Raw genomic sequence first — 21,766 nt, 5'->3', positions numbered from 1 at the left:
CTCTCCTCAGCTCTCCAGGCGGGCGAGGATCCTGGGACCGAGGTCGGTCACATCGCCCGCCCCCATGGTGAGAACGAGATCACCGGGCCTCGCCATTCCTGCGATGACGTCCGGGACGGCGGCCATGGTGTGCTCGGGGCGCACGTCGGCCCCGCCCGCCGCGGCCGCGTCGATGATCAGGGCGCTGGTGACGCCGGGGATCGGGTCCTCGCGGGCCGGATAGATGTCGAGGACCACCGAGGCGTCGGCGAGGGCGAGCGCCGCGCCCATTTCCGTGCCCAGCTCCTGGGTGCGCGAGAACAGATGCGGCTGGAAGACGACGAGGATGCGGGAGTCCTCGCCCGCGGCACCGCGCAGCGCCTCCAGGTCGGCGTTCATCTCGGTCGGGTGGTGGGCGTAGGAGTCGATGACCTGGACGCCGCGGGCCTCGCCCTTGAGCTGGAGGCGGCGGCCCACCCCGGTGTAGGCGGTGAGGGCGCGTGCGAGGTCGGCGGGGGCGACGCCGAGGCGGACACCGGCGGCGAGCGCGGCGACCGCGTTGTGGGCGTAGTGGCGGCCGGGGACGGAGACGGTGAAGGTCAGCTCCTCGGCGGTGCCGCCTTCCCCGCTCGCGCCGGGACCGTCGCCCTCGGCACCGATGACGACGGTGACCTCGCTCGTCATGCCCTTCGGGGTGATCTGCCGGATCCGCAAGTCGGCGCCCACGTCCTCGCCGACGCGGACGATGGTCAGCCCCTCACGGCCCGAGACGCGGCCCGCCAGCTCCCGGGCGCCGGAGTGCTCGCCGACGACGAGGCAGCCACCGGGGCGGATCCTGTCCACGAACGCCTCGAAGGACTCGTAGATCTCGTCCAGCGAGGCGTAGTTGGCGTGGTGGTCGAGCTCGACGTTGAGGACGATCGCGACCTCGGGGTCGTACTTCTGGAAGCTGCGGTCGCTCTCGTCGGCCTCCGCGACGAAGATCGCGCCCTCGCCGTGGCGGGCGTTGGTGCCGGGGCCCGCGAGGTCGCCGCCGATGGCGTACGAGGGGTCCAGGCCCAACTCGGACAGCGCCACGGCCAGCATGGAGGTGGTCGTGGTCTTGCCATGCGTACCGGCGACGGCGATCGGGCGCTCGGTGTGCATCAGCGAGGCGAGCGCGTCGGAGCGGTGCACGACGGGAACGCCGAGCTCGGCGGCGCGGACCAACTCGGGGTTGTCGGCGCGGATCGCGGAGGAGACGACGACGCTCGTCGCGTCATCGGCGAGATGCTCGGCGGCGTGGCCGATGTGCACGGTCGCGCCGAGCGCGCGCAGGGACTCCGCCGTCGCGGACTCCCTGGCGTCGCTGCCCGCGACCTTGGCGCCGCGCTGGGCGAGGATCTTCGCGATGCCCGACATCCCGGCGCCGCCGATGCCGATGAAGTGCGGTCGGTCCATGGCGGAGGGGATGCCGGATGCCATGCGTGCGTCTCCCAGATCGGTGTGGCGGGACGAGCCCGTACGCGCCGGTGGTGCCGGTCCGTGGTCCGTACGGGATCCGTCGCCCACGCCCGTACGGTCCTCACGATCCGTACGGTGCGCGCGGTGCTCGCTGTACTGGCTGTACTCGCTGTGCGCAGCCAGCCTATTCGGTGTGGGCGTACAGCTTGAGCACCGGGACGCCGACCTTGTGGCGGGCGCGGGAGGTCCAGTCGCGGTGGAAGAACTCCTCCACCAGATGCGGCCGGGTCAGCACGATGACCTCGTCGGCCCCGGTCTCCTCGACGACCGAGCGCAGGGTGTCGACGGGGTGCTTCTCGGTGATCTGGCCGACGGCCTGACTGCCGGCGGCGCGGAGGGCCTCCAGCGAGTGCTGGAGCGCCCGCTCGGCGGGCTGGAGAGCGGCGTGGCCCTCGGGCTCCTGCCCCTCGCGTACGGCCTCGTCGAGTTCGCCGAGCGCCACGTCGTCCAGGGCGCGCAGCAGCAGGTCCTGATCGCCCTGCGGTTGCATGAGGACGACGAAAGAGGTCTTCTCATCGCCGTGCAGGCTGGTGACGAGTTCCACATCATCCGGAACCAGTGGCTTCTCGATCATGAGTACGGTCGTGAACACGGCAGGACCCTCCGTCCTCGTGGGTCGCGGACTCTCGTCCCGGGCGTTACGGAAACGGCTTTACGGAACGGCTCCGCGGAAACCATCTTTCCGCACCACGGGTGAGATGCGACCAGGTCAGATGCGACGGTAGCGGGTGAAAAGGAAGCCGACCTCCTCCAGCAGGGACGCCAGGGCGAATCTCTCGGGGTCGGCGATCGCGTGCCCGTCCATGATCCGAGGCGCCGCGCCCACCGTCACGACGGGGGCGACCGTCAGGCAGAGCTCGTCGAGCACCCCGCTGCACGCGAACTGGCCCAGCAGACGCGGGCCGCCCTCCGTCAGCAGCCGGGTGTGTCCGCGGTCGGCGAGCGCCCGGACGGCACGGGCCGGGTCGATGCCCTCGCCGTCCCCGGCGACGATCACATCCGCACCGGCGGCGCGCGCCCGGTCGGCACGGTCGGCGTGGTGCGCGGCGCCCGTGAGGACGACGGTGGGCACGAGCGGCTCGGCGAACAGCGGGCTCGCGAAGTCCAGGTCAAGGCTCGCGGTGACCACCGCGATCACGGGCGCGGGCATCTGGCCGAGCGCCGCGCGGCGATCGGCGAAGGCCTTGCGGGCACGGGCGGGGCGATAGCCCTCCTGGCGCACGGTCTCGGCACCGACGACGACGACATCGGCGAGCCCGCGCAGGACGCCGAAGATCCGCATATCGGCGTCCGAGGAGAGCGGCTGCGATCGCCCGTCGTGATGGGCCGCCCCGTCGAGCGACGTCACCATGTTGGCGCGCAGCCAGGCGCGCCCGGAGGTCCCGGGCTCATCGGGATACGCGTACGCGTCGGCGAGCTCGTCGATGCTCCACTCGCGATCGGCGAGCGGTTCGGTGGCACCGGTCGCGGTACCGGGCGGGAACAGGCGTCGCATGCGGGAAGTCTGACACGCTGCGACGACGGGACGGACGGGGCGCCCGGCCCGCCGTCGGCGGGCGAGGCAGGGGGCGGGGCAGGCACGGGAGAGACCGCTCGCATCGGGCCGGGCCACCCCGGGCCGGGGCCGGAATCCCGGCGCGTGTGGGGTGGGTGGGCGGGAGGCCCGGGCACGGAGCGCCGCGCGAAAGGGCGCCTCCCACCGGCTCGCCCCGAGCGCGAAAGGGCGCCTCCCACCGGCTCGCGCCGGGGTGCGTAGCGGCAAGGGACGGAGAGTCGGGGGCCCTGGCCCGAGGGATTACTCTGAGGAGCTGTGTCCTCCTCCCTTTCCGCTTCCGAGCCGCCCCCCGCCCCCGTCCCCTCCCCGGACGGGAGCCCGCTCGCGCTGTGCGGCCGGGAGCCGCATGTGCCCGCCGAGCGACTCGTGGCGGAGATGGTGCCACCGCCGCGGTTCGACTCGGTGCGGTTCGACACGTACGTGCCCGACCCCGCGCAGCCCAGCCAGGCCGAGGCCGTCACCGTGCTCAGCGGTTTCGCCGCCGGGATCGGCGGGGCGACCGCGGCCCAGGGCGGGAAGCGGCGCTGGTTCGGCAGGAAGCCGCAGGCCCCGGCCGGGCCCCGCGGCGTGTACCTCGACGGCGGCTACGGCGTGGGCAAGACGCACCTCCTCGCCTCCGTCTGGCACGCCACCGCGGCGACGCCCGAGCTCAAGGCGTTCGGCACGTTCGTCGAGCTCACCAACCTCGTCGGCGCCCTCGGCTTCCAGCAGACCGTGAAGACCCTCAGCGGCCACCGGCTGCTCTGCATCGACGAGTTCGAACTGGACGACCCGGGCGACACCGTCCTCGTCTCCACACTCCTCGGCAGGCTCGTCGACGCGGGCGTGGCACTCGCCGCGACCTCCAACACGCTCCCGGGCAAGCTCGGCGAGGGCCGCTTCGCAGCGGCCGACTTCCTCCGTGAGATCCAGGGCCTGTCCGCACACTTCCGGCCGCTGCGGCTCGACGGCGAGGACTACCGCCACCGCGGACTGCCGGAGGCCCCCGCCCCGTACGACGACGAGCAGGTCACCCGCGTCGCCTACCGCACCGCCGGTGCCTCGCTCGACGACTTCCCCTCCCTGCTCGGCCACCTCTCCCGCGTGCACCCCAGCCGCTACGGCGCGCTCTGCGACGGCGTCGACGCCGTCTGCCTCACCGATGTGCGGGCCGTGCCCGACCAGTCGACGGCGCTACGGCTCGTCGTCCTGGCCGACCGGCTGTACGACCGCGAGGTGCCGGTGGTGGCCTCCGGCATCTCCTTCGACCGGATCTTCAGCGAGGAGATGCTCCGGGGCGGCTACCGGAAGAAGTACTTCCGCGCCATCTCGCGGCTCACCGCCCTCGCACGCGACGCCAAGCCGCTGCTCCAGGGCTGAGGCCGGAGGGCGGGGCGCCCGCCGACGGCCGGCCCTCACACGTACGGCCGCCCCTCGGCCGTACGGGGGCGCGCCGGATCGCGGGCCCGGGCGCACACGGGGCGCGGACCGGCCGTGCGACGCCGTTCTTGAAGGTTCCCGTGGGGCGTGACCACGTGATACACACGGCATGGTCATATCTCTGTCCGCCAACAGGGAGTTGCCCATGTCTGCCACACGACGTCAGGTCCTCGCCCGTTCCGGGGCGCTGGGGGCGGGAATCGCCTTCGCCGGGACCATCTCGGAGATTTTCGCCGGTACTTCGGCCACGGCCCACGACTGGGGCGGAGAGGCGGGCTACGGCCCCCTGCTGCCCGACCCGGACGGCCTCCTCGACCTTCCCGAAGGGTTCCGCTACACCGTCCTGTCCCGCGAGGGCGACGAGCTGCGCTCCGGGCAGGGCAAGGTGCCCAGCAACCACGACGGCATGGCCGCCTTCCCCGGCCGTGACGGCCGCACCCACCTGGTGCGCAACCACGAGAACCGGGTGGATGCCAAGATCCGCGTCCCGGCCGTGAAGGGAATCACGTACGACCCGGAGGGCCTGGGCGGCTGTACGGCCCTGGAGCTGGGCCGGGGCAACCGCGTCCTCGGCGAGCAGGTCGCCATCGCCGGCACCGCCGTGAACTGCGCGGGCGGTCCCACCCCCTGGCACACCTGGCTCACCTGCGAGGAGACCGAGGACCGGGCCGGCACCAACGGCTACACCAAGGACCACGGCTTCATCTTCGAGGTCGACCCGTACGACCCGCGCCACACCTCCGCCGAGCCGCTCACCGCCATGGGCCGGTTCCAGCACGAGGCGATCGCCGTCGACCCCGGCAACGGCGTGATCTACGAGACGGAGGACGCCTTCGAGAAGCCCTTCGGGCTCTTCTACCGCTTCCTGCCCAAGAAGCCGATGGGCGGCAGGGGCTCGCTGCACGCGGGCGGCCGTCTCCAGGCGATGCGTGTTCCGGGCGTGAAGGACCTGTCCGCCGTACAGGAGACGGGCACGACGTTCGACGGCATCGAGTGGGTGGACGTACCGGACCCGCTGGCCAAGGAGACGGCGATCCGGTTCCAGGACTTCGGCCCGAAGGGCATCACCCACGCCCAGAAGCTGGAGGGCTGCTACTGGGGCGGTCGCTGCGTCTACTTCGTCTCCAGCTTCGCAAAGAGCGCCGAGGGATCGGCCGCCGACCACTACGGCCAGATCTGGCGGTACGACCCGAAGCACCGCCGGCTCACCCTGATCGTCGTCTTCGGCCCGGACACGGACCTGCAGATGCCCGGCGAGGAGCCGGACAACATCACGCTCGCGCCGGGCGGCGGCCTGATGGTCTGCGAGGACGGCGAGGGCGCACAGCACGTCTTCGGTCTCACCAAGCGCGGGAAGGTCTACGCGATGGCGCGCGGGCGCCAGAACATCGGCACCCCGGAGGAGCCGGAGTGGGGCGAGTTCGCGGGGGTCACGTTCTCCGCCGACGGCTGCTCGATGTACGTGAACTGCTACAACCCCGGCACGACGTTCGCCGTCACGGGCCCCTGGCGCTGACGCCTCCGCCCCGGCGGTCGCCGTAACGGGCTGCCCGCTCGCCGCTCCCCCGCCGTCCGACGCGAGGACGGGCGGCGGGGGTACGGCCGGGTGGTCCGGAGCTCTCGGGGTTCCGGGCTTCCGGGCTCTCGGTGGGTTCCGGGCTCACGGGGGTTCCGGACTCTCGGGGTTCCAGGCCTCCGGGCTCTCGGGGATTCCGGGCTTCCGGGCTCTCAGTGGGTTCCGGGCTCAAGGGGATTCCGGGCCTCCGGGCCTCGGGCCGTACCCGAGCCTCCGGTGACGCGGGCCCGGGAGCCGGGACCCGATCGGAGGTGGAAGACATGCCGACACAGGAGCTTGATTTTACGCTCCGAACATGATCCAACACTTTGCGCAACAGCCCGGCACGCGTGCACGCCGTCGGGCCGCCTCGGCCCTGATGCCGCTGCTCGCACTCGCACTCGCCGCCTGCGGCGGCACGGACGACGGCGGCAGCCGGGCAGCGGACCCGGCCATATCCTCCGGCTCCTCGGACCCCGGCCACGGCCGGTTCGAGGTCGGGGGCCCCGCGGCCGGTGCCCCGGCGGCGCCCACCCTCCCGGCGGCGGACGGCCGCGCGGCGGTCTTCACCCGGGGTGCGGGCGAGGACGACAAGGTCGTGGCGCTCACCTTCAACGCCGACATGGCCCCGGAGCACGCTACGCGCGCCGCCGGTGGCGAACGCTTCGACAACCCCCAACTCGTCTCCTCCCTACGGACGTTGCAGGTGCCCGCGACCATCTTCATGACGGGTCGGTGGGCGGACGAATACCCGGACCAGGCGCGGTCGCTGGGCCGCGACCCGCTCTTCGAGGTCGGCAACCACAGCTACGGTCTCGGCTCCTTCTCCGGACCCTGCCGCGCGGGCATGCCACGTGTCGACCGGGGGGCGATGCGCCAGGAGGTCGACCGCGCGTACACGGCGATCCGCCGGGCCGGGGTCCCGGACCCCGTGCCGTACTTCCGCTTCCCCGGCGGCTGCTTCGACGACGGGGCGCTGCGGGCGGTCGCCCCGACGCGGGTGACCGCGGTCCAGGGGGACGTACTGAGCGGGGACGCCTCCACGGACTCGGCGGACCGGGTGGCGGAGCAGGTGCTGTCGCAGGTGAGGCCCGGCTCGGTGGTCGTCATGCACGCCACGCTCAGCCACGCGCCGGCGACCGAGGCCGCGGTGCGGCGGATCGTCCCCGAGCTGCGGGCGCAGGGCTACCGCTTCGTCCGGGTCTCGGAGCTGATCAGCCGTACGCGGGGCGAGGGGCAGGAGCAGGAGACCCAGCAGCAGGACATCCGGGGGCAGGCCTCGCAGGATGAGCGGCAGGAGCCGGGCGCCCGGGACCGGGTGCAGGACCAAGTCGCGGGCAGGGCAAGGGAGTAGGGGCAGAATCCGGCCGGAGTCAGCCGCCGCAGGAGGCGCGCTCGGCCTCCTGCCACTCGCACACCGGGCAGAGGGTCGCGCCGGGATGCCCGGCACCGTACTCGGTCGGCTCGCCGCACAGCACGCAGTCGGCGTACGGGGGTCCGGACGCGAGCCGGGTGTCCCGGTCGGTGGGGTCGGCGCTCGCGTCGTGCCCGTGCGCGTTCATGGGGTGCCACCTCCTCGGATCACCGCGGTCGGCCCGGCGCTCCGTGATCCGTCCCGGAGCCGGCCGCATCTTCCAGTGTGCCTCCGGTCGGGACCGACCGGACCGCCCGCCGGCCGTGACGCGGAGAGCCGCCCGGTGTGACGCGGAGGCCCGTGCAGCGCGGAGTCGCAGCACCATGCGTCCGCGGACCGGCGCTCACGGCACGTACCCCGTAGGACCGGCGTTCAGCGCGCGTAGGCCGTGGGCGGGACGCCGATCGTCGCCGTGAAGTCGCGGACGAGGTGGGCCTGATCGCTGTAGCCGAGCTCGGCGGCGAGCCCGGCCCAGTCCACCCCCGTCGTGGCGGTGGCGGAGCGCTCCAGCGCCTCATGGATGCGGTGGCGCAGGATGACCCACTTGGGGCTGACGCCGACGTACCCGGCGAAGAGCCGCTGCAGGCTGCGCACCGACAGCCCCTCGGCCCGGGCGACCTCCGACACGCGCCGCAGGGTGCGGTCCTCACGGATGCGGTGGGCGGCGGCCATGGCCGATTCGGCGTACGGATCGGGCTGCGGGCGCAGGCCGAGGAGGAAGGCGTCGAGCGCGGCGACGCGGGCGTCCTCCTCTTCGGGACCGAGGACGGAGGCCGGATCGGCGCGGGTGTCTGTGCCGGTGCCCTGGAAGACGTCGGTGAGCGGCAGCCGGTGCCCCGTCCAGCGGGAGACGGGCCGGCCGGGCGCGAACGGCCGGAAGCCGCCCGCCCGGAACTGGACCCCGCACACCCGCCCGGCGCCCTCCAGCTTCTGCGTGAACAGCTCCAGCCCGATGCCCGCGACCTCCGCGAAGTCGGGCCGGCCCGCGAAGCGCTGGAAGACGACGTTCACGGAAGGGTGGGGTACGACGTGCGAGGCGTAGGGCTCGGACAGGTCCCAGTCGATGAGCCAGTAGTGCTCGAGATACGGCCGGAGCGGCTCGGCGGGCTCGCGGCGGCGGAAGCGTACGCGCGCGAAGAGCTCCGGGGCGTCGATGATGCCCCGGGTGTCGCGCCGCGGTGCCGCCATGTCCGCGATCCTATGCCGCGGGGTGCGGGGCGTGAGGTGTCGCGTTTGTTCAAGCCGGGCCGTCAGGGCGCTCGTACCGTCGCCCCCATGACGACCCTGATCAGTGAACGGCTCGAAGCGGCGGCCCGGCAGGCCGTGCCGGTGGTGCGCGGTGTGGACGACGGCCGGCTCGGCGACCCGACGCCGTGCGCCGAGTACACCGTGCGGGACCTGCTCAACCACCTCTTCCACGTGGTCGTCGGCTTCCAGGCGATCGCCGCCCGCGAGGACGCCGACTTCACCACCACCCCCGACTACCTCGACGGGGACTGGCGCTCCCGCTTCGCGGACGAGACCGGCCGGCTCGTCGCGGCCTGGGGCGCGCCGGGAGCCGACGAAGGCGTGGCGGGGAGCATGAACCTCCCCGCCCGGACCCTGGGCAGCATGGCGCTGCTGGACCTGACCGTGCACGGCTGGGACCTGGCGCGGGCGACCGGCCAGGAGTACACGCCGGACGCGGAGAGCGTCCGCACGCTCTCCGCACTCATCGAGGAGATGGGCCCGACGGCACGGACGATGAAGGTCTTCGGCGAACCCGTCGCCGTACGGGAGGGTGCGGCACCGATCGAGGTGCTCCTGGCGTCGACGGGACGGGACCCCGGCTGGAGTCCCGGACACCGTCGCTGACGGCGCGTCCAGCCCCCGGTCCACGCACCGCCGCCGACGGCCCGGTCGGCCGCCTTGCCCCCGGTCCACGCACCGCCGCCGACGGCCCGGCCGGCCGCCCCGGGGCCGCTCACCCGACCGGCGGCCGGAGCATGGCCGGTCGTCCGGCGGCCTGCATACGCTCGCCGCATGACACCCCCCGGCGCCCGTGACGAGGGCGGATCAGCCGTCACCGAGGACGTGGCCCACCTGCTGGTGCGCTGTCTCGAGGCCGAAGGGGTGCGTTACGTCTTCGGGATTCCCGGCGAGGAGAACATCCGGTTCGTCGACGCGCTGAACAGCTCCGGCATCCGCTATGTCCTCGTACGCCACGAGCAGGCTGCCTCCTTCATGGCCGAGATGTACGGGCGGCTGACCGGCCGGGCCGGAGTGTGCTCGGCCACGCTCGGACCGGGCGCGATCAACCTGCTGCTGGGCACCGCGGATGCCATGACCAACAGCGCTCCGCTGGTGGCGCTCGCCGCGCAGGGTTCGCTCCGTCGCGTGCACAAGGAGTCCCACCAAGTCATCGACCTGGTCTCGATGTTCGCCCCGGTCACCCGGTGGTCGGCCCGGATCCAGCACCCCGACGCGGTGCCGGAGATGGTGCGCAAGGCGTTCAAGACGGCGCAGAGCGAGCGGCCCGGGGCGGTGTTCCTGGCCGTCCCCGAGGACATCGAGGCCACCGCACCGGAGTCGCCGCTGTCCCCTCTGCAGATCGACGTCGTGCATGCCGACGCGCCCTCGTCCGCGCAGATCGAGCGCGCGGCCGAGGTGCTGGCCTCGGCCCGCCGACCGGTCCTCCTGGCCGGGCACGGCGCCGCCAGGGCGGGGGCGTCGGCGGCTCTGGTCCGCTTCGCCGAGCGCCTGAACGTCCCCGTCGCGACGACCTTCCACGGCAAGGGCGTCTTCCCCGACGACCACCCCAACGCCCTGGGCGCCGTCGGTTTCATGCGTCACGACTACACCAACTTCGGCTTCGACACCGCCGACGCCCTGATCTGCGTCGGGTACGAACTCCAGGAGTTCGACCCGGTGAAGATCAACCCGGACGGCGACAAGCGCATCGTCCACATCCACCATTTCCCCGCCGAGGTCGACGTCCACTACCCGGTGGCCGTCGGCGTGAAGGGCGACCCCTCGCACGCCCTGGACGCGCTCGCGGCCGCTGTCGGCAAGCCCTTCCCGTACGAGGGGTCGGGCGAGCGCATCCGGGCCCTGCTCTCCGAAGAGCTGGAGTACGGGCGCGGCAACGACGTCTGCCCGCTCGTGCCGCAGCGCGTGGTGGCCGACGTGCGCGCAGCGCTGGGCCGCGAGGACATCGTGCTCGCCGACACCGGCGCCGGGAAGATGTGGATGGCGCGGCTCTACCCCGCGTACGAACGGGACACCTGCCTGCTCTCCAACGGGCTCTCCACGATGGCGTTCGCGCTGCCCGGTGCGATCGCCGCCAAGCTGGCCCGCCCGGAGCGGCGCGTGCTGGCGATGATGGGCGACGGCTCGTTCCTGATGAACTCCCAGGAGCTGGAAACGGCCGTGCGCGAAGGCATTCCCCTCGTCGTCCTCGTCCTGGTCGACGAGGAATACGGGCTGATCACCTGGAAGATGGAGCTCGAACTCGACCGTCACAGCCACACCCGCTTCACCAACCCGGACCTGGTCGCCTACGCGGAGAGCTTCGGCGCCCGCGGCCACCGGATCACCGCGGCCGGTGAGCTGCTGCCGGTGCTGCGGGAGGCTCTGGACAGTGAGGGGGTGTCGGTCATCGCCTGTCCTGTGGACTACTCCGAGAACCTGCGCCTGACCGATCGGCTCGGCACGCTCCACGGGCCGTTCTGAACCCCGCCCGCAGCCACAGCGAGGGCCCGCCGGCCAAGCCGACGGGCCCTCGCTGTGCAGCTTCGGACGGTGCCGCGTGCGGCGTCACTCCGACGATGAAGAGCCGGCCGGCCGTGCCGTGACCTCGGTCGGCCGGACGATGACGAAGCCCTCGCCCTCCAGCTTCAGTTGCACGGCCTCGCCCGAGCCGCCGCGGATCATCGAGCCGATGCCCTGGGACCGGTTCAGGGAGGTCTGGAGCTGCGAACTCCAGCCGACGACCGCGTCCGTGTCGACGAAGACCGGGGCGGACTGCGAGACCGGGATCACTATGGGCGCGCCCTCACAGGTGACGCCGAGCCGGCCATGGCCGGTGAAGACGCTGTTGAACAGGCCGCCTCCGGCCATGCCCGCGCCCTTCACCGTCTTGACCTCGTACGAGAGGGTCGGGTCGAAGCACAGCACATGGCGCCCGCCGACGGTCAGGCTGTCGCCGGGGGCGAGGTCGACGATGAAGCAGTTGGCGGCCTCGTGGGCGAACCACACCTCGCCCTGGCCGCGGACGGCCATCAGGGCCAGGCCCTCGCCGGTGACGGCGCGCTTGAGGAACGAGCCGGCGCCCTGGCCGTGCTTCTCGAAGGCGAGGTCGCCGCGGAAGGCGACCATCGCGCCCTGCCGTGCGTAGCACTCGCCGTTGAGCGTGTACTTGATGGACTTCGAATTCTGCATGGCCATACCGAGCTCGGTGGACGGCTGAGCCATGTTGTGGGAGGCGAAAAGATCACTTTGCATGCGGCGCATCGTCTCCCGGAACGACCGGATCCGGCCAGCAGCCGTGGTACTCACAACAGCGGTACGGGTGCCTGACGCGCGCGTGAGGGCGGCTGGCAGACTGGGCGCGTGACCAGTGCCGACGCCTCCGGCCGCCCCGCCGATCGCCCCGATTCCGCACACCCCGCCGCCCCCGCGGAACCGGCCGGGCGCACCGTCGAGGGCACCAGCCCCTTCGCGCACGAGGTGGCCGCGCGCGACGCCGCCCCGCAGTTCGTCCTGCCCCTGGTGGTCCGTATCGAGAAGGCCGCGCCCCCGGCCCGTACGGACGCGCTGGAGACGGCGGCGCGCGCGGTGCTCGTCCTGCTGGCCGACGAGCGGGCGTCGCGCGAGGACGGCGCGTGGTTCGCGACCGTACGGGACTGGCAGGACGCCCGGATTCGCAAGGTCGTCCGGCGGGCGCGCGGCGCCGAGTGGCGGCGTGCCGGGACGCTGCCCGGCATCACGGTGACGGGCGCGGAGGCGGAGGTACGGGTCTTCCCGCCGGTGCCGCTCGACGGGTGGCCGAAGGAGCTGGCGAAGCTGCAGGTCTCGGGCACCGAACTGGACGACCCTGAGCGGCCGTCCGCCCCGGATCCGGGTGTTCCGGTGCTGTGGCTCAGCCCGGAGATCTCCATGTCGGCGGGCAAGGCCATGGCCCAGGCGGGACACGGGGCGCAGCTCACCTGGTGGGAACTGCCGGACGCGGAGCGGGAGATGTGGCGTGCGTCGGGCTTCGCTCTGGCGGTGCGCACCGCGGAGCCCTCGCGCTGGGCGGAGCTCACGCGCAGCGGGTTGCCGGTCGTACGGGACGCGGGCTTCACGGAGATCGCGCCCGGCTCGTGCACGGTCGTCGCCGAGCACCCGGCGTTGCGGAAAACACTCAAGTCGGTCAAGCCGGTCAAGCCGGGTGCGCCCGGCCGTTTGCCGGGATCGGACTGAACACGGGGCGCCGACGTTCCGTATTCCCCTGCGCCACCCGGTCCGCCCTGGGCGGCTGAGTGCGCGGCTTGACCGACCGCTCAGTTCGCGCTTGGCTGACGCAACTCGACCTCCCCGGCAGCAGGCCGGGACCTCTTACGCGTGTGCCGCGACAGGAGAATGCGAGACACCTTGCGACACATCAACGGAACGAAGCTCATCATCGGGGCCCTCGTCGCGACGCTCGGGGCGCTGCTGTTCCCCGTCTGGTCCTACGCCGACCGCTCGGGAACCGGCCAGGCGAACCTCGACTCCGGAACGGTGACCACCCAGTGGGGCCCGCTCTCCGCCCAGGACCGGGACTTCCTGGTCAAGGTGCGGCTGGCAGGGCTGTGGGAGATGCCCGCGGGACAGCAGGCCATGGAGCGCGCACCCACCAAGTCGGTCCGCGACTGCGGCGACCACCTGATCGTCGGGCACACGGACCTCGACGAGCGCGTGCGCTTCGCCGCGGGAAAGCTCGGGGTCGAGCTGCCGAACCAGCCGAACGAGCAGCAGCAGGGCTGGCTCCGTGAGCTGACGGAAGCGGAAGGCATCACCTACCAGCGGAAGTTCGCGCAGCTCCTGCGCTCGGCCCACGGCAAGTTCTTCGGCCAGATCGGCGCGACCCGCAACGCCACCCGCAACACCTTGGTCCGCCAGCTCGCCGACGCCGCCAACGTGACCGTCCTCGACCACATCACGATGCTGGAGCGGACCGGCATGGTCGACTTCGACGCCATAGCGAACGACACGGCCAACGCCCCGCCGGCCAGTCCGACCGGCCCGCCGCCGCCCACCTCGACCGTGGTCCCCGCCCCGATCCCCGTCGTGCCGGGTGACGGAGTCGAGACGACGTCGAAGCCGTCGCCGAGCCCCACCGGGGACGCCACCGCGGACTCCACGACGGCACCGCAGCTCGGTTCGCGATCGGGGAGCGGCACGGACCACGGCCCCGGTTCCGACTACGGGAACTGACGAGGACGACGCACGACGGGACATCCCGACGAGAGCCGGTCCGACGGCCTGCGGCGCCCCACCGGGGGCACCGCAGGCCGTCGCATGTCGGGAGCCGGACGTCCTCCTCGTACGCCGGAGGCCAGGACGCCTCGTGCGCCGGAGGCCAGGACGCCTCGTGCGCCGGGCCGCGTCCGGGGCGGCGTCCCGGGGCGGCCGGGGGAACCCCGCGCCCGGGCGGGCCGTCGAACCTCAAATCAAGCTCTGAATCACAGCTCATCAGGATTCGACCGGGCATGCCGGGGCCATCACCCGGGCACCTGTCGAACACACGAGGGGAGGAGGCCGGCCATGGACAAACTGGGTACGGGCATCGGATGGCGGCCCGAGATCGCCGACACGGTGGCCCAGCTGCCCGGCCTCGACTGGGTCGAGGTGGTGGCGGAGAACATCTGCCCCGGCCACCTCCCCGAGCCGTTGCAGCGGCTGCGCGAGCGCGGCATCACCGTCATCCCGCACGGCGTGTCGCTGGGTCTCGGCGGAGCCGAGCGCCCCGACCCCGAACGCCTCGCCTCCCTCGCCGAACGCGCCGAGACGCTGGGCGCCCCGCTGGTCACCGAGCACATCGCCTTCGTACGGGCCGGTGGGACGCTCACCGCGTCGCCCCGGCTGGAGGCGGGCCATCTGCTGCCCGTGCCGCGCACCCGCGACGCGCTCGACGTGCTGTGCGAGAACGTCCGCATCGCCCAGGACGCGCTGCCCGTGCCGCTGGCGCTGGAGAACATCGCGGCGCTGATCTCCTGGCCGGGCGAGGAGATGTCCGAGGGGCAGTTCCTGGCCGAGCTGGTGGAGCGTACGGGAGTGCGGCTGCTCATCGACGTGGCCAACCTCCACACCAACCACGTCAACCGCGGCGAGGACCCGGCGAAGGCCCTGGACGAACTGCCGGTCGAGGCCATCGCGTACGTGCATGTGGCGGGCGGCGTCGAGAAGGACGGCGTGTGGCACGACAGCCACGCGCACCCGGTGACCCGGCCGGTCCTGGACGTCCTCGCGGAACTGCGCTCCCGCATCGACCCTCCGGGCGTGCTGCTGGAACGGGACGAGGACTTCCCGGCGGCGCAGGAGCTGGCGGGTGAACTGGACGCGATCCGCGGGGTGTTGGAGGCCGGCCGCGACACCGGTACGGCTGCGGGCGGCGCGGGCCCCGTACGGACACCGCGCGGCGCCGGCCGTGGTCCGGTCGCGCCCGCGGAGGAGAGCGCGCGCCAGCGGGTCGGGCTGACCCAGGCGTCGCTGCTGTCCGCGCTCGTGGCGGGGACACCGGCCCCGGAAGGCTTCGACCGGCAGCGGCTGTGCATACAGAGCCGGGCGCTGGCCGCCAAGCGGGCCGACGTGGTCGCCAAGGTCGCGCCCGAACTGCCGGAGATCCTGGGCACGGCGTACCGCAGCGCGTTCCTCGGCTATGCGCAGCGGCACCCGATGACCGGCGGCTACCGCCAGGACGCGCTGGAGTTCGCCGAGTATCTGCTGGCCCTGCCCACGGGGCCCGCGGCCGCGACAGCGAGTACGGCGGCGAAGCGGACGGCGCGGAACCCGGTCGCGGACCCGGCCGTACGGCGTCGGCTCGACACCTGGTGGCTGGAGCGCTCCGGTCCCACGCCCCTGCCGGCCGGCCGTTTCGCGCGGATGCTGCACACGGCGCTACGGGGACGCGTACGGGCGGCGTGAGGCCGCGAGCTCCCGCCGAAGGTCGCCACCGGGTGGCGCGGACGGTGCGCGGAGCGTGAGATTCCGCGAACCCGCACAGGATCATCCTCGGTCGCACTAGCGTGCGGTGCCGCAGGAGGCACGCACCATGCGATCCATGAACAGCACGGGGCTGGTCCTCGCCGCGCTGACCGCGACGCTCGCCGCCCTGGTCTTCCCGATTTGGACATATCACGACAGATCCGGCACCGGCCTCGCCCGCCTGGAGGCCGGGACCGTCACCACGCGCTGGGGCCCGCTGTCGGCCGCCGACCGGGACTTCGTCGTCCGGGTGCGGCTGGCCGGACTGTGGGAACTCCCCGCCGGTGAGCAGGCGGTGCAGCGCGCGCCGACCCCGGCGGTCGCGAAGGCGGGCGAGCACCTGATGGAGGGCCACACCTTCCTCGACGCCCGGGTCCGCGAGGTCGCGCAGCGGCTGGGCATGGAGATCCCCGCCGATCCGAACGAGCAGCAGCAGCGCTGGCTCGGTGAGCTGACGGCCGCGTCCGGCGAGGTCTACGCGCGGAAGTTCGCCAACATCCTGCGCATGGCGCACGGCAAGGTATTCGCCGTCGTGGCGCAGATCCGGCACACCACGCGCAACAGCCTGGTCCGCGAACTGGCCGACGACGCCAACACCACCGTCCTCGACCACATCACGATGCTCGAACGCACCGGTCTCGTCGACTTCGACGCCATCGCCACCGAGGAGGCGGACGGCGCCGCCGCACCCCCGACAGGCCCGCCGCCCCCGTCCGCGCCACCCGCCCTCTCGCCGCCGCCCGCCGGTACGGCCGAACCCGCGCCGAGCTTCTCGCTGCCACCGCCCGCGACCCTTCCGGAGAAGCCGGAGAAACCGGAGAAGCCGCAGAAGCCGCAGAAGCCCGATACGTAACACACCATGGCAGAACGGGCGAAACCGCACCGAACCATCCCCACGGACTCCACGGAGAACGACGCATCGTGACTCCCGGCAGTCCCCGCGTCCGCATCGTGAAAGAAGACTGGCGCTCCATGGCCCCCTCTCAGTAGAAACTCCCGTATGTGGGTTCTGTTCCTTCTCGTCGCCTGCGCAGCCGCCGTCGCCTCGGCGGTGCGCCTGGTCGGCGCCGCGGCCACCGCCTCGCGCAGGCCGGGCCGGGCGGCGGGAGCGGTGTTCACCGCCGCCGACCACGACACGGAACTCCCCACCCCTGCCGCCGTCTCGGTCTACGAGGCCGCGTTCCTGGCCGGAGGCCCGCGCCGGGTCGCCGATCTGACGCTGCTCTCGCTGGCCCGCCAGCGACGGCTGCTGCTCGCCCACACGGGATGGGCGACGGTGGTCGACCCCGACGGCGGTGACGAGCTGGAGCGTTCGGTGATCACGGCGATCGGCCCGGACGGTCAGTCCCGGGTCTCCGCGATCCGTACGGCAGTTGGGGCCGCCGAGGCCGTACGTTCGCTCGCCGACCGGCTGGTCGCGGCCGGTCTCGCCGTCCCCTCCACCGCCGTCACCAACATCGCCACCGCCGTGCGCCAGGGGCAGTTCGCGGCCCTGCTGGTGGTGCTGACCGGCACGGTGTCGCTGTTCATGCTGCCGCCGGAGGCCGGAGCCGCTCCCGTCGTCGCCTGGTTCGCGCTGCCGCTCGCGCTCATCTCGGGCGCCCTGGCCATCGCGCATCTGGAGATGCGGACGAGCAGCCTGTGGGCGTCACCGGCGGGCATGCGGCTGCTGGGACGGATCGCCGCGGACTCCGTCGGCCGGAGCGGGGACGGAGCGTCGGGCCTCACCGCGTTCGCCGTACGCGGGCCCGCGGCCCTCAAGGACCCCGAGCTGCGCGCCGCGCTCCAGGGCGGCGGCGACGTCCGCCCGCGCCCGGAGAACTGACCGCCGGAGGACGGCGAACCGCACCCCGCCCCCGGCCCCGGACCCGGACCCGGGGCATTCGTGTGCGATGCCCCCCGTCCACGGCGTCCCGCGCGCCTCGGCGAAGTGCCACTCCGCTGACCGAGTGACCGCCACGTGTCAGTGACCGGCCGCGGCGATCACCGCCGACAAGATGATGAACGGCCCGGTTCCCCGCTCTGACGAGCCGTCTGCGACCCGGGCCGGAAACCCCGTCGCCGCGCCCCGCCCGGGGAGGCCGGAGCGGCACGTCCATCACATCAGGATGAAGCGGACGTTCCCGATGAAACGGCACGTCCAGACGAAGGGATGACGCGTGAGAGCAGTAGCGCTGTACGGCGCCCTCGGGTCGCTGGTCCTCACCGCACTCGCCACCGCCCCCGCCGGCAGCGCCACTCCCCCGCGCGCACCGGGCGACGGCACTCCCGCCGGAGCCGCGTGGAGCACCGCGGACGAGACCTCGCCCGAGGCCCGCGGCACCACCGCCGCGGCCGCGCGCGCCGCCGCGACGGGCATCACCTGGGGCCGCTGCCACAAGACCGAGAACCTGCCCAAGCCGGTGCAGTGCGGGACCGTGTCCGTACCGCTGGACTACGCACAGCCCGAGGGCAGGAAGATCTCCCTGACGGTCAGCCGCGCCCGCAACACCGGCACGCAGTCGGAGCGCCAGGGCGCGCTGGTCTTCAACCCGGGCGGTCCCGGCGCCTCCGGCATGGAGTTCCCGCTCTACGGCGAACTGGCGGAGTGGCGGCCGGTCGCCAAGGCGTACGACTTCGTCGGCTACGCACCGCGCGGTGTCGGCCGTTCAGCGCCGCTGTCGTGCCAGAACGCCGCCGAGTTCATGAAGTCCCCGACCAACGCGCCCATCCACCCGGACGAGGAGTACAAGACCGTCCGCAAGAACCGGGCCAAGGACTACGCGCAGGGCTGCTCTCTGCGCGGAGGCGCCGCCCTGCGGCACTACACCTCGCTCAACAACGCCCGCGACCTCGACGTCCTCCGGGCCGCACTCGGCGAGAAGAAGATCAACTTCATCGGGGCCTCGTACGGCTCGTACTTCGGGGCGGTCTACGCGACCCTCTTCCCCGGCCATGTCCGCCGCATGGTCTTCGACAGCGCGGTCAACCCCGACCCGGCCCAGGTCTGGTACCGCAACAACCTCGACCAGTCCCAGGCCTTCGAGAGCCGCTGGGCAGACTGGCGACGCTGGGTCGCCCAGCACGACGACGTCTACCACCTCGGCCGTACGCAGCAGGAGGTGCTGACCTCCTACGAGAAGGCGCGGACGAAGATCGAGCGCACACCCGCGGGCGGCACGGTCGGCTCGGCGCAGCTCCAGGCGGCGTTCCTGAAGGTCGGCTACTACGACGCGTTCTGGCCGCGGCGGGCGTACGCGCTGTCGGAGTACCTGCGCGGCAACGACAAGCCGATGGTCGAGCAGGCCAAGCCCGCTGTGGAGGGCGCCGAGGCGGAGGAGAACGGCAACGCCGTCTACACGGCCGTCGAGTGCAACGACGCCCCCTGGCCCACCGACTGGCGCGTCTGGGACGAGGACAACACCCGCCTCGCCCGCACCGCCCCGTTCGAGACCTGGGACAACGCCTGGATGAACCTGCCCTGCGCGTACTGGACGGAGACCCGGCAGAAGCCGCTCGACGTACGGACGGCCGCCCGCGCGCTGCCGCCGGTGCTGATCCTGGCCGCCGAGCGGGACGCGGCGACGCCCTACGCGGGCGCCCTGGAACTGCAGCGCAGGCTCAGCGGCGCGTCGCTGGTCACCGAGCGGCGCTCGGGCACGCACGGCATCGGCGGCGGTGAGAACGCGTGCGTCAACCGGCACTGGGAGACGTACCTGCTGACGGGCCGGACGCCGGGGCGGCAGGCGGCGTGCGGGCCGCACGCCGAGCCCGAGCCGGAGACGGCGGTGCAGGACCGCCGCGACCGGCGCGCCATCCCCAGGCCGGTGATCTGACACCGGACCGGTGACCTTCCGGAACACGGCGACGGCCGGACCCCTCGGGGTCCGGCCGTCGCCGTGTCCGGTCCATCCGCCGCCGATGGCGGATCCGTCGCGGCTCAGGCCAGTCCGGCCACCAGCTCGGCCACCGCCTTGCGGCGCCCGGTGTAGAAGGGCACCTCCTCACGGACGTGCAACCGCGCCTCGGAGGCCCGCAGATGGCGCATCAGGTCGACGATCCGGTGCAGCTCGTCCGCTTCGAAGGCCAGCAGCCACTCGTAGTCGCCCAGGGCGAAGGAGGCGACGGTGTTGGCGCGGACGTCGGGGAAGCCGCGGGCCATCTTGCCGTGGTCGGCGAGCATCCGCCGCCGGTCCTCGTCGGGGAGCAGGTACCAGTCGTAGGAGCGCACGAAGGGGTACACGCACACGTACTCGCGGGCGGTCTCGTCGGCGAGGAAGGCCGGGATGTGCGACTTGTTGAACTCGGCGGGGCGGTGCAGCGCCATGTTCGACCAGACCGGCTCCAGGGCACGGCCGAAGCGGGTGCGCCGGAAGAGGTTGTACGCCTCCTGGAGCGCGTCGGCGGTCTCCGAGTGCCACCAGATCATGACGTCCGCGTCCGCCCGCAGCCCCGAGACGTCGTACGTGCCGCGCACGGTGACGTCCTTCGCGGCGAGCTGCTCGAACAGCTCGTCCACCTCGGAGGCGTACCCGGTGCGGTCCTCCGGCAGGACGTCGCGCAGCTTGAACACCGACCAGAGGGTGTAGCGGATGACCTCGTTGAGGTCCTTGGCCTTCTTGCCGGCGTTCGGGCCCCTACCGGCCTCGGGGTTCTCAGGAGCAGCAGTCATGCCCTCATTCTCGCTCGCTCCCGCCGGTGCCCTCCGCCAGGGTCGCCACCAGCTCGTCGGCCGCGGTCCGCGCGCTCGCGATGCACGCCGGAATGCCCACGCCGTCGTAGAGGGCGCCGCACACGCGCAGCCCCGGAACCTTCGCCACCTGCTCGCGGATACGGGCCACCCGCGCGACGTGGCCCACCGGGTACTGGGGCAGCCCGCCGTCCCAGCGAGTGACCACCGACTCCACGGGGCGGGCGCTCAGACCGGCGGCCTCGCGCAGGTCGTCCAGGGAGAGCCGGACCAGCTCGGAGTCCTCGCGCTCCAGAATCGCCTCCTCGCCGTGGCGCCCGACCGAGGTGCGCAGCACGAAGAGGCCGGGGTCGGCATCCCCGAGCCAGCCCCACTTGCGGCTGGAGAAGGTGGACGCCTTGATCGTCCGGCCGTCGACGGGCGGTACGAGGAAGCCGCTGCCGTCCGGCAGCGTGGCGAGGTCGTCCCGGCGGAAGGCCAGGGTGACCAGGGCCATGGAGGCGTACTCGACGGCCGTCAGCTCGGCCGTCGCGGCCGGGGACTCCGCGGCGAGGAGGCGCGCGGCCTCGGGGGCGGGAACGGCGAGGACCACCCCGTCGGCCTCGATCAGCGTGTCACCGGCCACCATCTCCCAGGTCCCGCCCGTACGGGTCATGCGGTGCACGGGGGTGCCGGTGCGGATCTGGCCGCCCGCGGCGCGCACGGAGTCCGCGACGGCGAGCGGCAGCCGGCCCACACCCCCGTCGATGCCCATGAAGACCGGGCCGGCGGGGGCCTGCGCGGCGCGGGCCTGGATCGCGCGGACGCCCTCGGTCAGGGAGCGGTGGGTGCGGGCGGCCTCGAAGAGCTGCGGGACGGCGGCGCGCATCGAGATCCGGTAGGCGTCGCCCGCGTACACACCGCCGAGCAGCGGTTCGACGAGCCGGTCGACGACCTCGCGGCCGAGGCGCTCGGCGATGTACGCGCCGACGGCGACGTCCTCGCCGGGCTCCGTGCGCGGCAGCTCGGCGTCCTGCTCGATCCGGGCGAGGCCCTCGGGCGAGATCACCCCGGACGCGGCGAGCGGGGCGAGGTCGCCGGGCACGCCCATCACGTGTCCCTTCGGCATGGGCCGCAGCGCGCCCCGCGTCCAGATCGAGGCGGAGGCGGTGGCGGTGGTCCGCAGCCGGTCGGCCAGACCCGTCTCGCGCGCCAGCTCCACGGCCTCCGGCCGCCGCGCGAGCATCGACTCGGCGCCCAGGTCGACCGGTACGCCCGCGATCTCGCCCGCGTGCAGCTTGCCGCCCAGGCGCCCGGACGCCTCCAGAACCGTCACCCGTACGCCCGACGCGGTGAGCCGGTGCGCGGCCGCGAGTCCCGCGATGCCGCCGCCGATGACCACGACATGTGGGTCCGCGCGCTGTTCCGTACGACGTTCCGCCTGCTCCATGTTCCCCACTGTCTCAGACCCGGAACGAGTCCCGA

The 21,766-nt window shown here is 73.0% G+C and carries 19 protein-coding genes; 11 read left to right on the top strand and 8 right to left on the bottom strand.

The features are described from left to right. Positions 1 to 6: 6 nt before the first annotated feature. The 3 genes from murC to ACGFNH_RS12850 all read right to left on the bottom strand — a co-directional run bounded on the left by murC (position 7) and on the right by ACGFNH_RS12850 (position 2,977). The gene (gene murC, locus ACGFNH_RS12860) at positions 7 to 1,443 is read right to left on the bottom strand and encodes a UDP-N-acetylmuramate--L-alanine ligase (RefSeq protein WP_393653119.1); all 1,437 of its coding nucleotides are present in this window, start codon (positions 1,441 to 1,443) and stop codon (positions 7 to 9) included. A gap of 163 nt (positions 1,444 to 1,606) precedes the next feature. Continuing rightward, positions 1,607 to 2,074 carry an indole-3-glycerol phosphate synthase gene (locus ACGFNH_RS12855; RefSeq protein WP_393653118.1) on the bottom strand — a complete coding sequence of 156 codons (468 nt, stop codon included), beginning with the start codon at positions 2,072 to 2,074 and terminating at the stop codon, positions 1,607 to 1,609. A gap of 117 nt (positions 2,075 to 2,191) precedes the next feature. Then, positions 2,192 to 2,977, bottom strand: coding sequence for a pyrimidine reductase family protein (locus ACGFNH_RS12850; protein ID WP_393653117.1), 786 nt, complete (start codon positions 2,975 to 2,977; stop codon positions 2,192 to 2,194). A gap of 387 nt (positions 2,978 to 3,364) precedes the next feature. Here ACGFNH_RS12850 and zapE point away from each other — a divergent pair, with 387 nt between their 5' ends. From zapE to ACGFNH_RS12835, 3 genes are all read left to right on the top strand, one after another. After that, positions 3,365 to 4,396, top strand: a complete 1,032-nt coding sequence (gene zapE / locus ACGFNH_RS12845; protein WP_393653551.1) for a cell division protein ZapE — start codon at positions 3,365 to 3,367, stop codon at positions 4,394 to 4,396. 205 nt (positions 4,397 to 4,601) lie between these two features. Then, positions 4,602 to 5,972: an alkaline phosphatase PhoX gene (locus tag ACGFNH_RS12840; protein WP_393653116.1), complete on the top strand. Its 1,371-nt coding sequence runs from the start codon at positions 4,602 to 4,604 to the stop codon at positions 5,970 to 5,972. Positions 5,973 to 6,327: 355 nt separating this feature from the next. After that, positions 6,328 to 7,365, top strand: a complete 1,038-nt coding sequence (locus ACGFNH_RS12835; protein ID WP_393653115.1) for a polysaccharide deacetylase family protein — start codon at positions 6,328 to 6,330, stop codon at positions 7,363 to 7,365. Positions 7,366 to 7,384: 19 nt separating this feature from the next. Here ACGFNH_RS12835 and ACGFNH_RS12830 read toward each other — a convergent pair whose 3' ends face one another. Both ACGFNH_RS12830 and ACGFNH_RS12825 read right to left on the bottom strand, forming a co-directional pair. After that, positions 7,385 to 7,573: a hypothetical protein gene (locus tag ACGFNH_RS12830; protein ID WP_393653114.1), complete on the bottom strand. Its 189-nt coding sequence runs from the start codon at positions 7,571 to 7,573 to the stop codon at positions 7,385 to 7,387. 224 nt (positions 7,574 to 7,797) lie between these two features. Next, entirely contained in the window at positions 7,798 to 8,613 is an 816-nt protein-coding gene (locus ACGFNH_RS12825; protein ID WP_393653113.1) for a DUF6597 domain-containing transcriptional factor, read from the bottom strand. An 87-nt stretch (positions 8,614 to 8,700) separates the two neighbouring features. Between ACGFNH_RS12825 and ACGFNH_RS12820 the strand changes: the two genes are divergently transcribed. Together ACGFNH_RS12820 and ACGFNH_RS12815 are read left to right on the top strand one after the other, a co-directional pair. Next, positions 8,701 to 9,279 carry a TIGR03086 family metal-binding protein gene (locus ACGFNH_RS12820; protein WP_393653112.1) on the top strand — a complete coding sequence of 193 codons (579 nt, stop codon included), beginning with the start codon at positions 8,701 to 8,703 and terminating at the stop codon, positions 9,277 to 9,279. A 168-nt stretch (positions 9,280 to 9,447) separates the two neighbouring features. Continuing rightward, positions 9,448 to 11,136 carry an acetolactate synthase large subunit gene (locus ACGFNH_RS12815; protein WP_393653111.1) on the top strand — a complete coding sequence of 563 codons (1,689 nt, stop codon included), beginning with the start codon at positions 9,448 to 9,450 and terminating at the stop codon, positions 11,134 to 11,136. 84 nt (positions 11,137 to 11,220) lie between these two features. Here the strand turns inward: ACGFNH_RS12815 and ACGFNH_RS12810 are convergent, their stop codons facing one another. Next, the gene (locus ACGFNH_RS12810; protein ID WP_393653110.1) at positions 11,221 to 11,907 is read right to left on the bottom strand and encodes an AIM24 family protein; all 687 of its coding nucleotides are present in this window, start codon (positions 11,905 to 11,907) and stop codon (positions 11,221 to 11,223) included. A 108-nt stretch (positions 11,908 to 12,015) separates the two neighbouring features. On the opposite strand from ACGFNH_RS12810, the gene ACGFNH_RS12805 reads away from it, so the two are divergent. The 6 genes from ACGFNH_RS12805 (at position 12,016) to ACGFNH_RS12780 (ending at position 19,448) form a co-directional block, all read left to right on the top strand. Further along, complete coding sequence (locus tag ACGFNH_RS12805) at positions 12,016 to 12,867, top strand: peptidyl-tRNA hydrolase (RefSeq protein ID WP_393653109.1); 852 nt, start codon at positions 12,016 to 12,018, stop codon at positions 12,865 to 12,867. A gap of 171 nt (positions 12,868 to 13,038) precedes the next feature. Continuing rightward, the gene (locus ACGFNH_RS12800) at positions 13,039 to 13,863 is read left to right on the top strand and encodes a DUF4142 domain-containing protein (RefSeq protein ID WP_393653108.1); all 825 of its coding nucleotides are present in this window, start codon (positions 13,039 to 13,041) and stop codon (positions 13,861 to 13,863) included. 330 nt (positions 13,864 to 14,193) lie between these two features. Next, positions 14,194 to 15,573 carry a DUF692 domain-containing protein gene (locus ACGFNH_RS12795; protein ID WP_393653107.1) on the top strand — a complete coding sequence of 460 codons (1,380 nt, stop codon included), beginning with the start codon at positions 14,194 to 14,196 and terminating at the stop codon, positions 15,571 to 15,573. Positions 15,574 to 15,700: 127 nt separating this feature from the next. After that, a complete protein-coding gene (locus ACGFNH_RS12790; RefSeq protein ID WP_393653106.1) occupies positions 15,701 to 16,486 on the top strand; it encodes a DUF4142 domain-containing protein in 786 nt (261 codons plus the stop codon). Positions 16,487 to 16,633: 147 nt separating this feature from the next. Then, positions 16,634 to 17,458: a TIGR04222 domain-containing membrane protein gene (locus tag ACGFNH_RS12785; RefSeq protein WP_393653105.1), complete on the top strand. Its 825-nt coding sequence runs from the start codon at positions 16,634 to 16,636 to the stop codon at positions 17,456 to 17,458. Positions 17,459 to 17,792: 334 nt separating this feature from the next. Beyond that, a complete protein-coding gene (locus ACGFNH_RS12780) occupies positions 17,793 to 19,448 on the top strand; it encodes an alpha/beta hydrolase (protein ID WP_393653104.1) in 1,656 nt (551 codons plus the stop codon). Positions 19,449 to 19,552: 104 nt separating this feature from the next. Here ACGFNH_RS12780 and hemQ read toward each other — a convergent pair whose 3' ends face one another. Both hemQ and hemG read right to left on the bottom strand, forming a co-directional pair. Then, positions 19,553 to 20,284 carry a hydrogen peroxide-dependent heme synthase gene (gene hemQ / locus ACGFNH_RS12775; protein WP_393653103.1) on the bottom strand — a complete coding sequence of 244 codons (732 nt, stop codon included), beginning with the start codon at positions 20,282 to 20,284 and terminating at the stop codon, positions 19,553 to 19,555. A gap of 4 nt (positions 20,285 to 20,288) precedes the next feature. Further along, on the bottom strand, positions 20,289 to 21,731 hold the full coding sequence (gene hemG, locus ACGFNH_RS12770; RefSeq protein ID WP_393653102.1) for a protoporphyrinogen oxidase: 1,443 nt from the start codon (positions 21,729 to 21,731) through the stop codon (positions 20,289 to 20,291). Positions 21,732 to 21,766 lie beyond the last annotated feature (35 nt).

It is taken from the genome of Streptomyces sp. NPDC048639, from assembly GCF_043199075.1.
Classification (GTDB): Bacteria; Actinomycetota; Actinomycetes; order Streptomycetales; family Streptomycetaceae; genus Streptomyces.
Note: the sequence above shows the minus strand (reverse complement) of the source record. Positions and strands in the feature narration are given on the sequence as shown.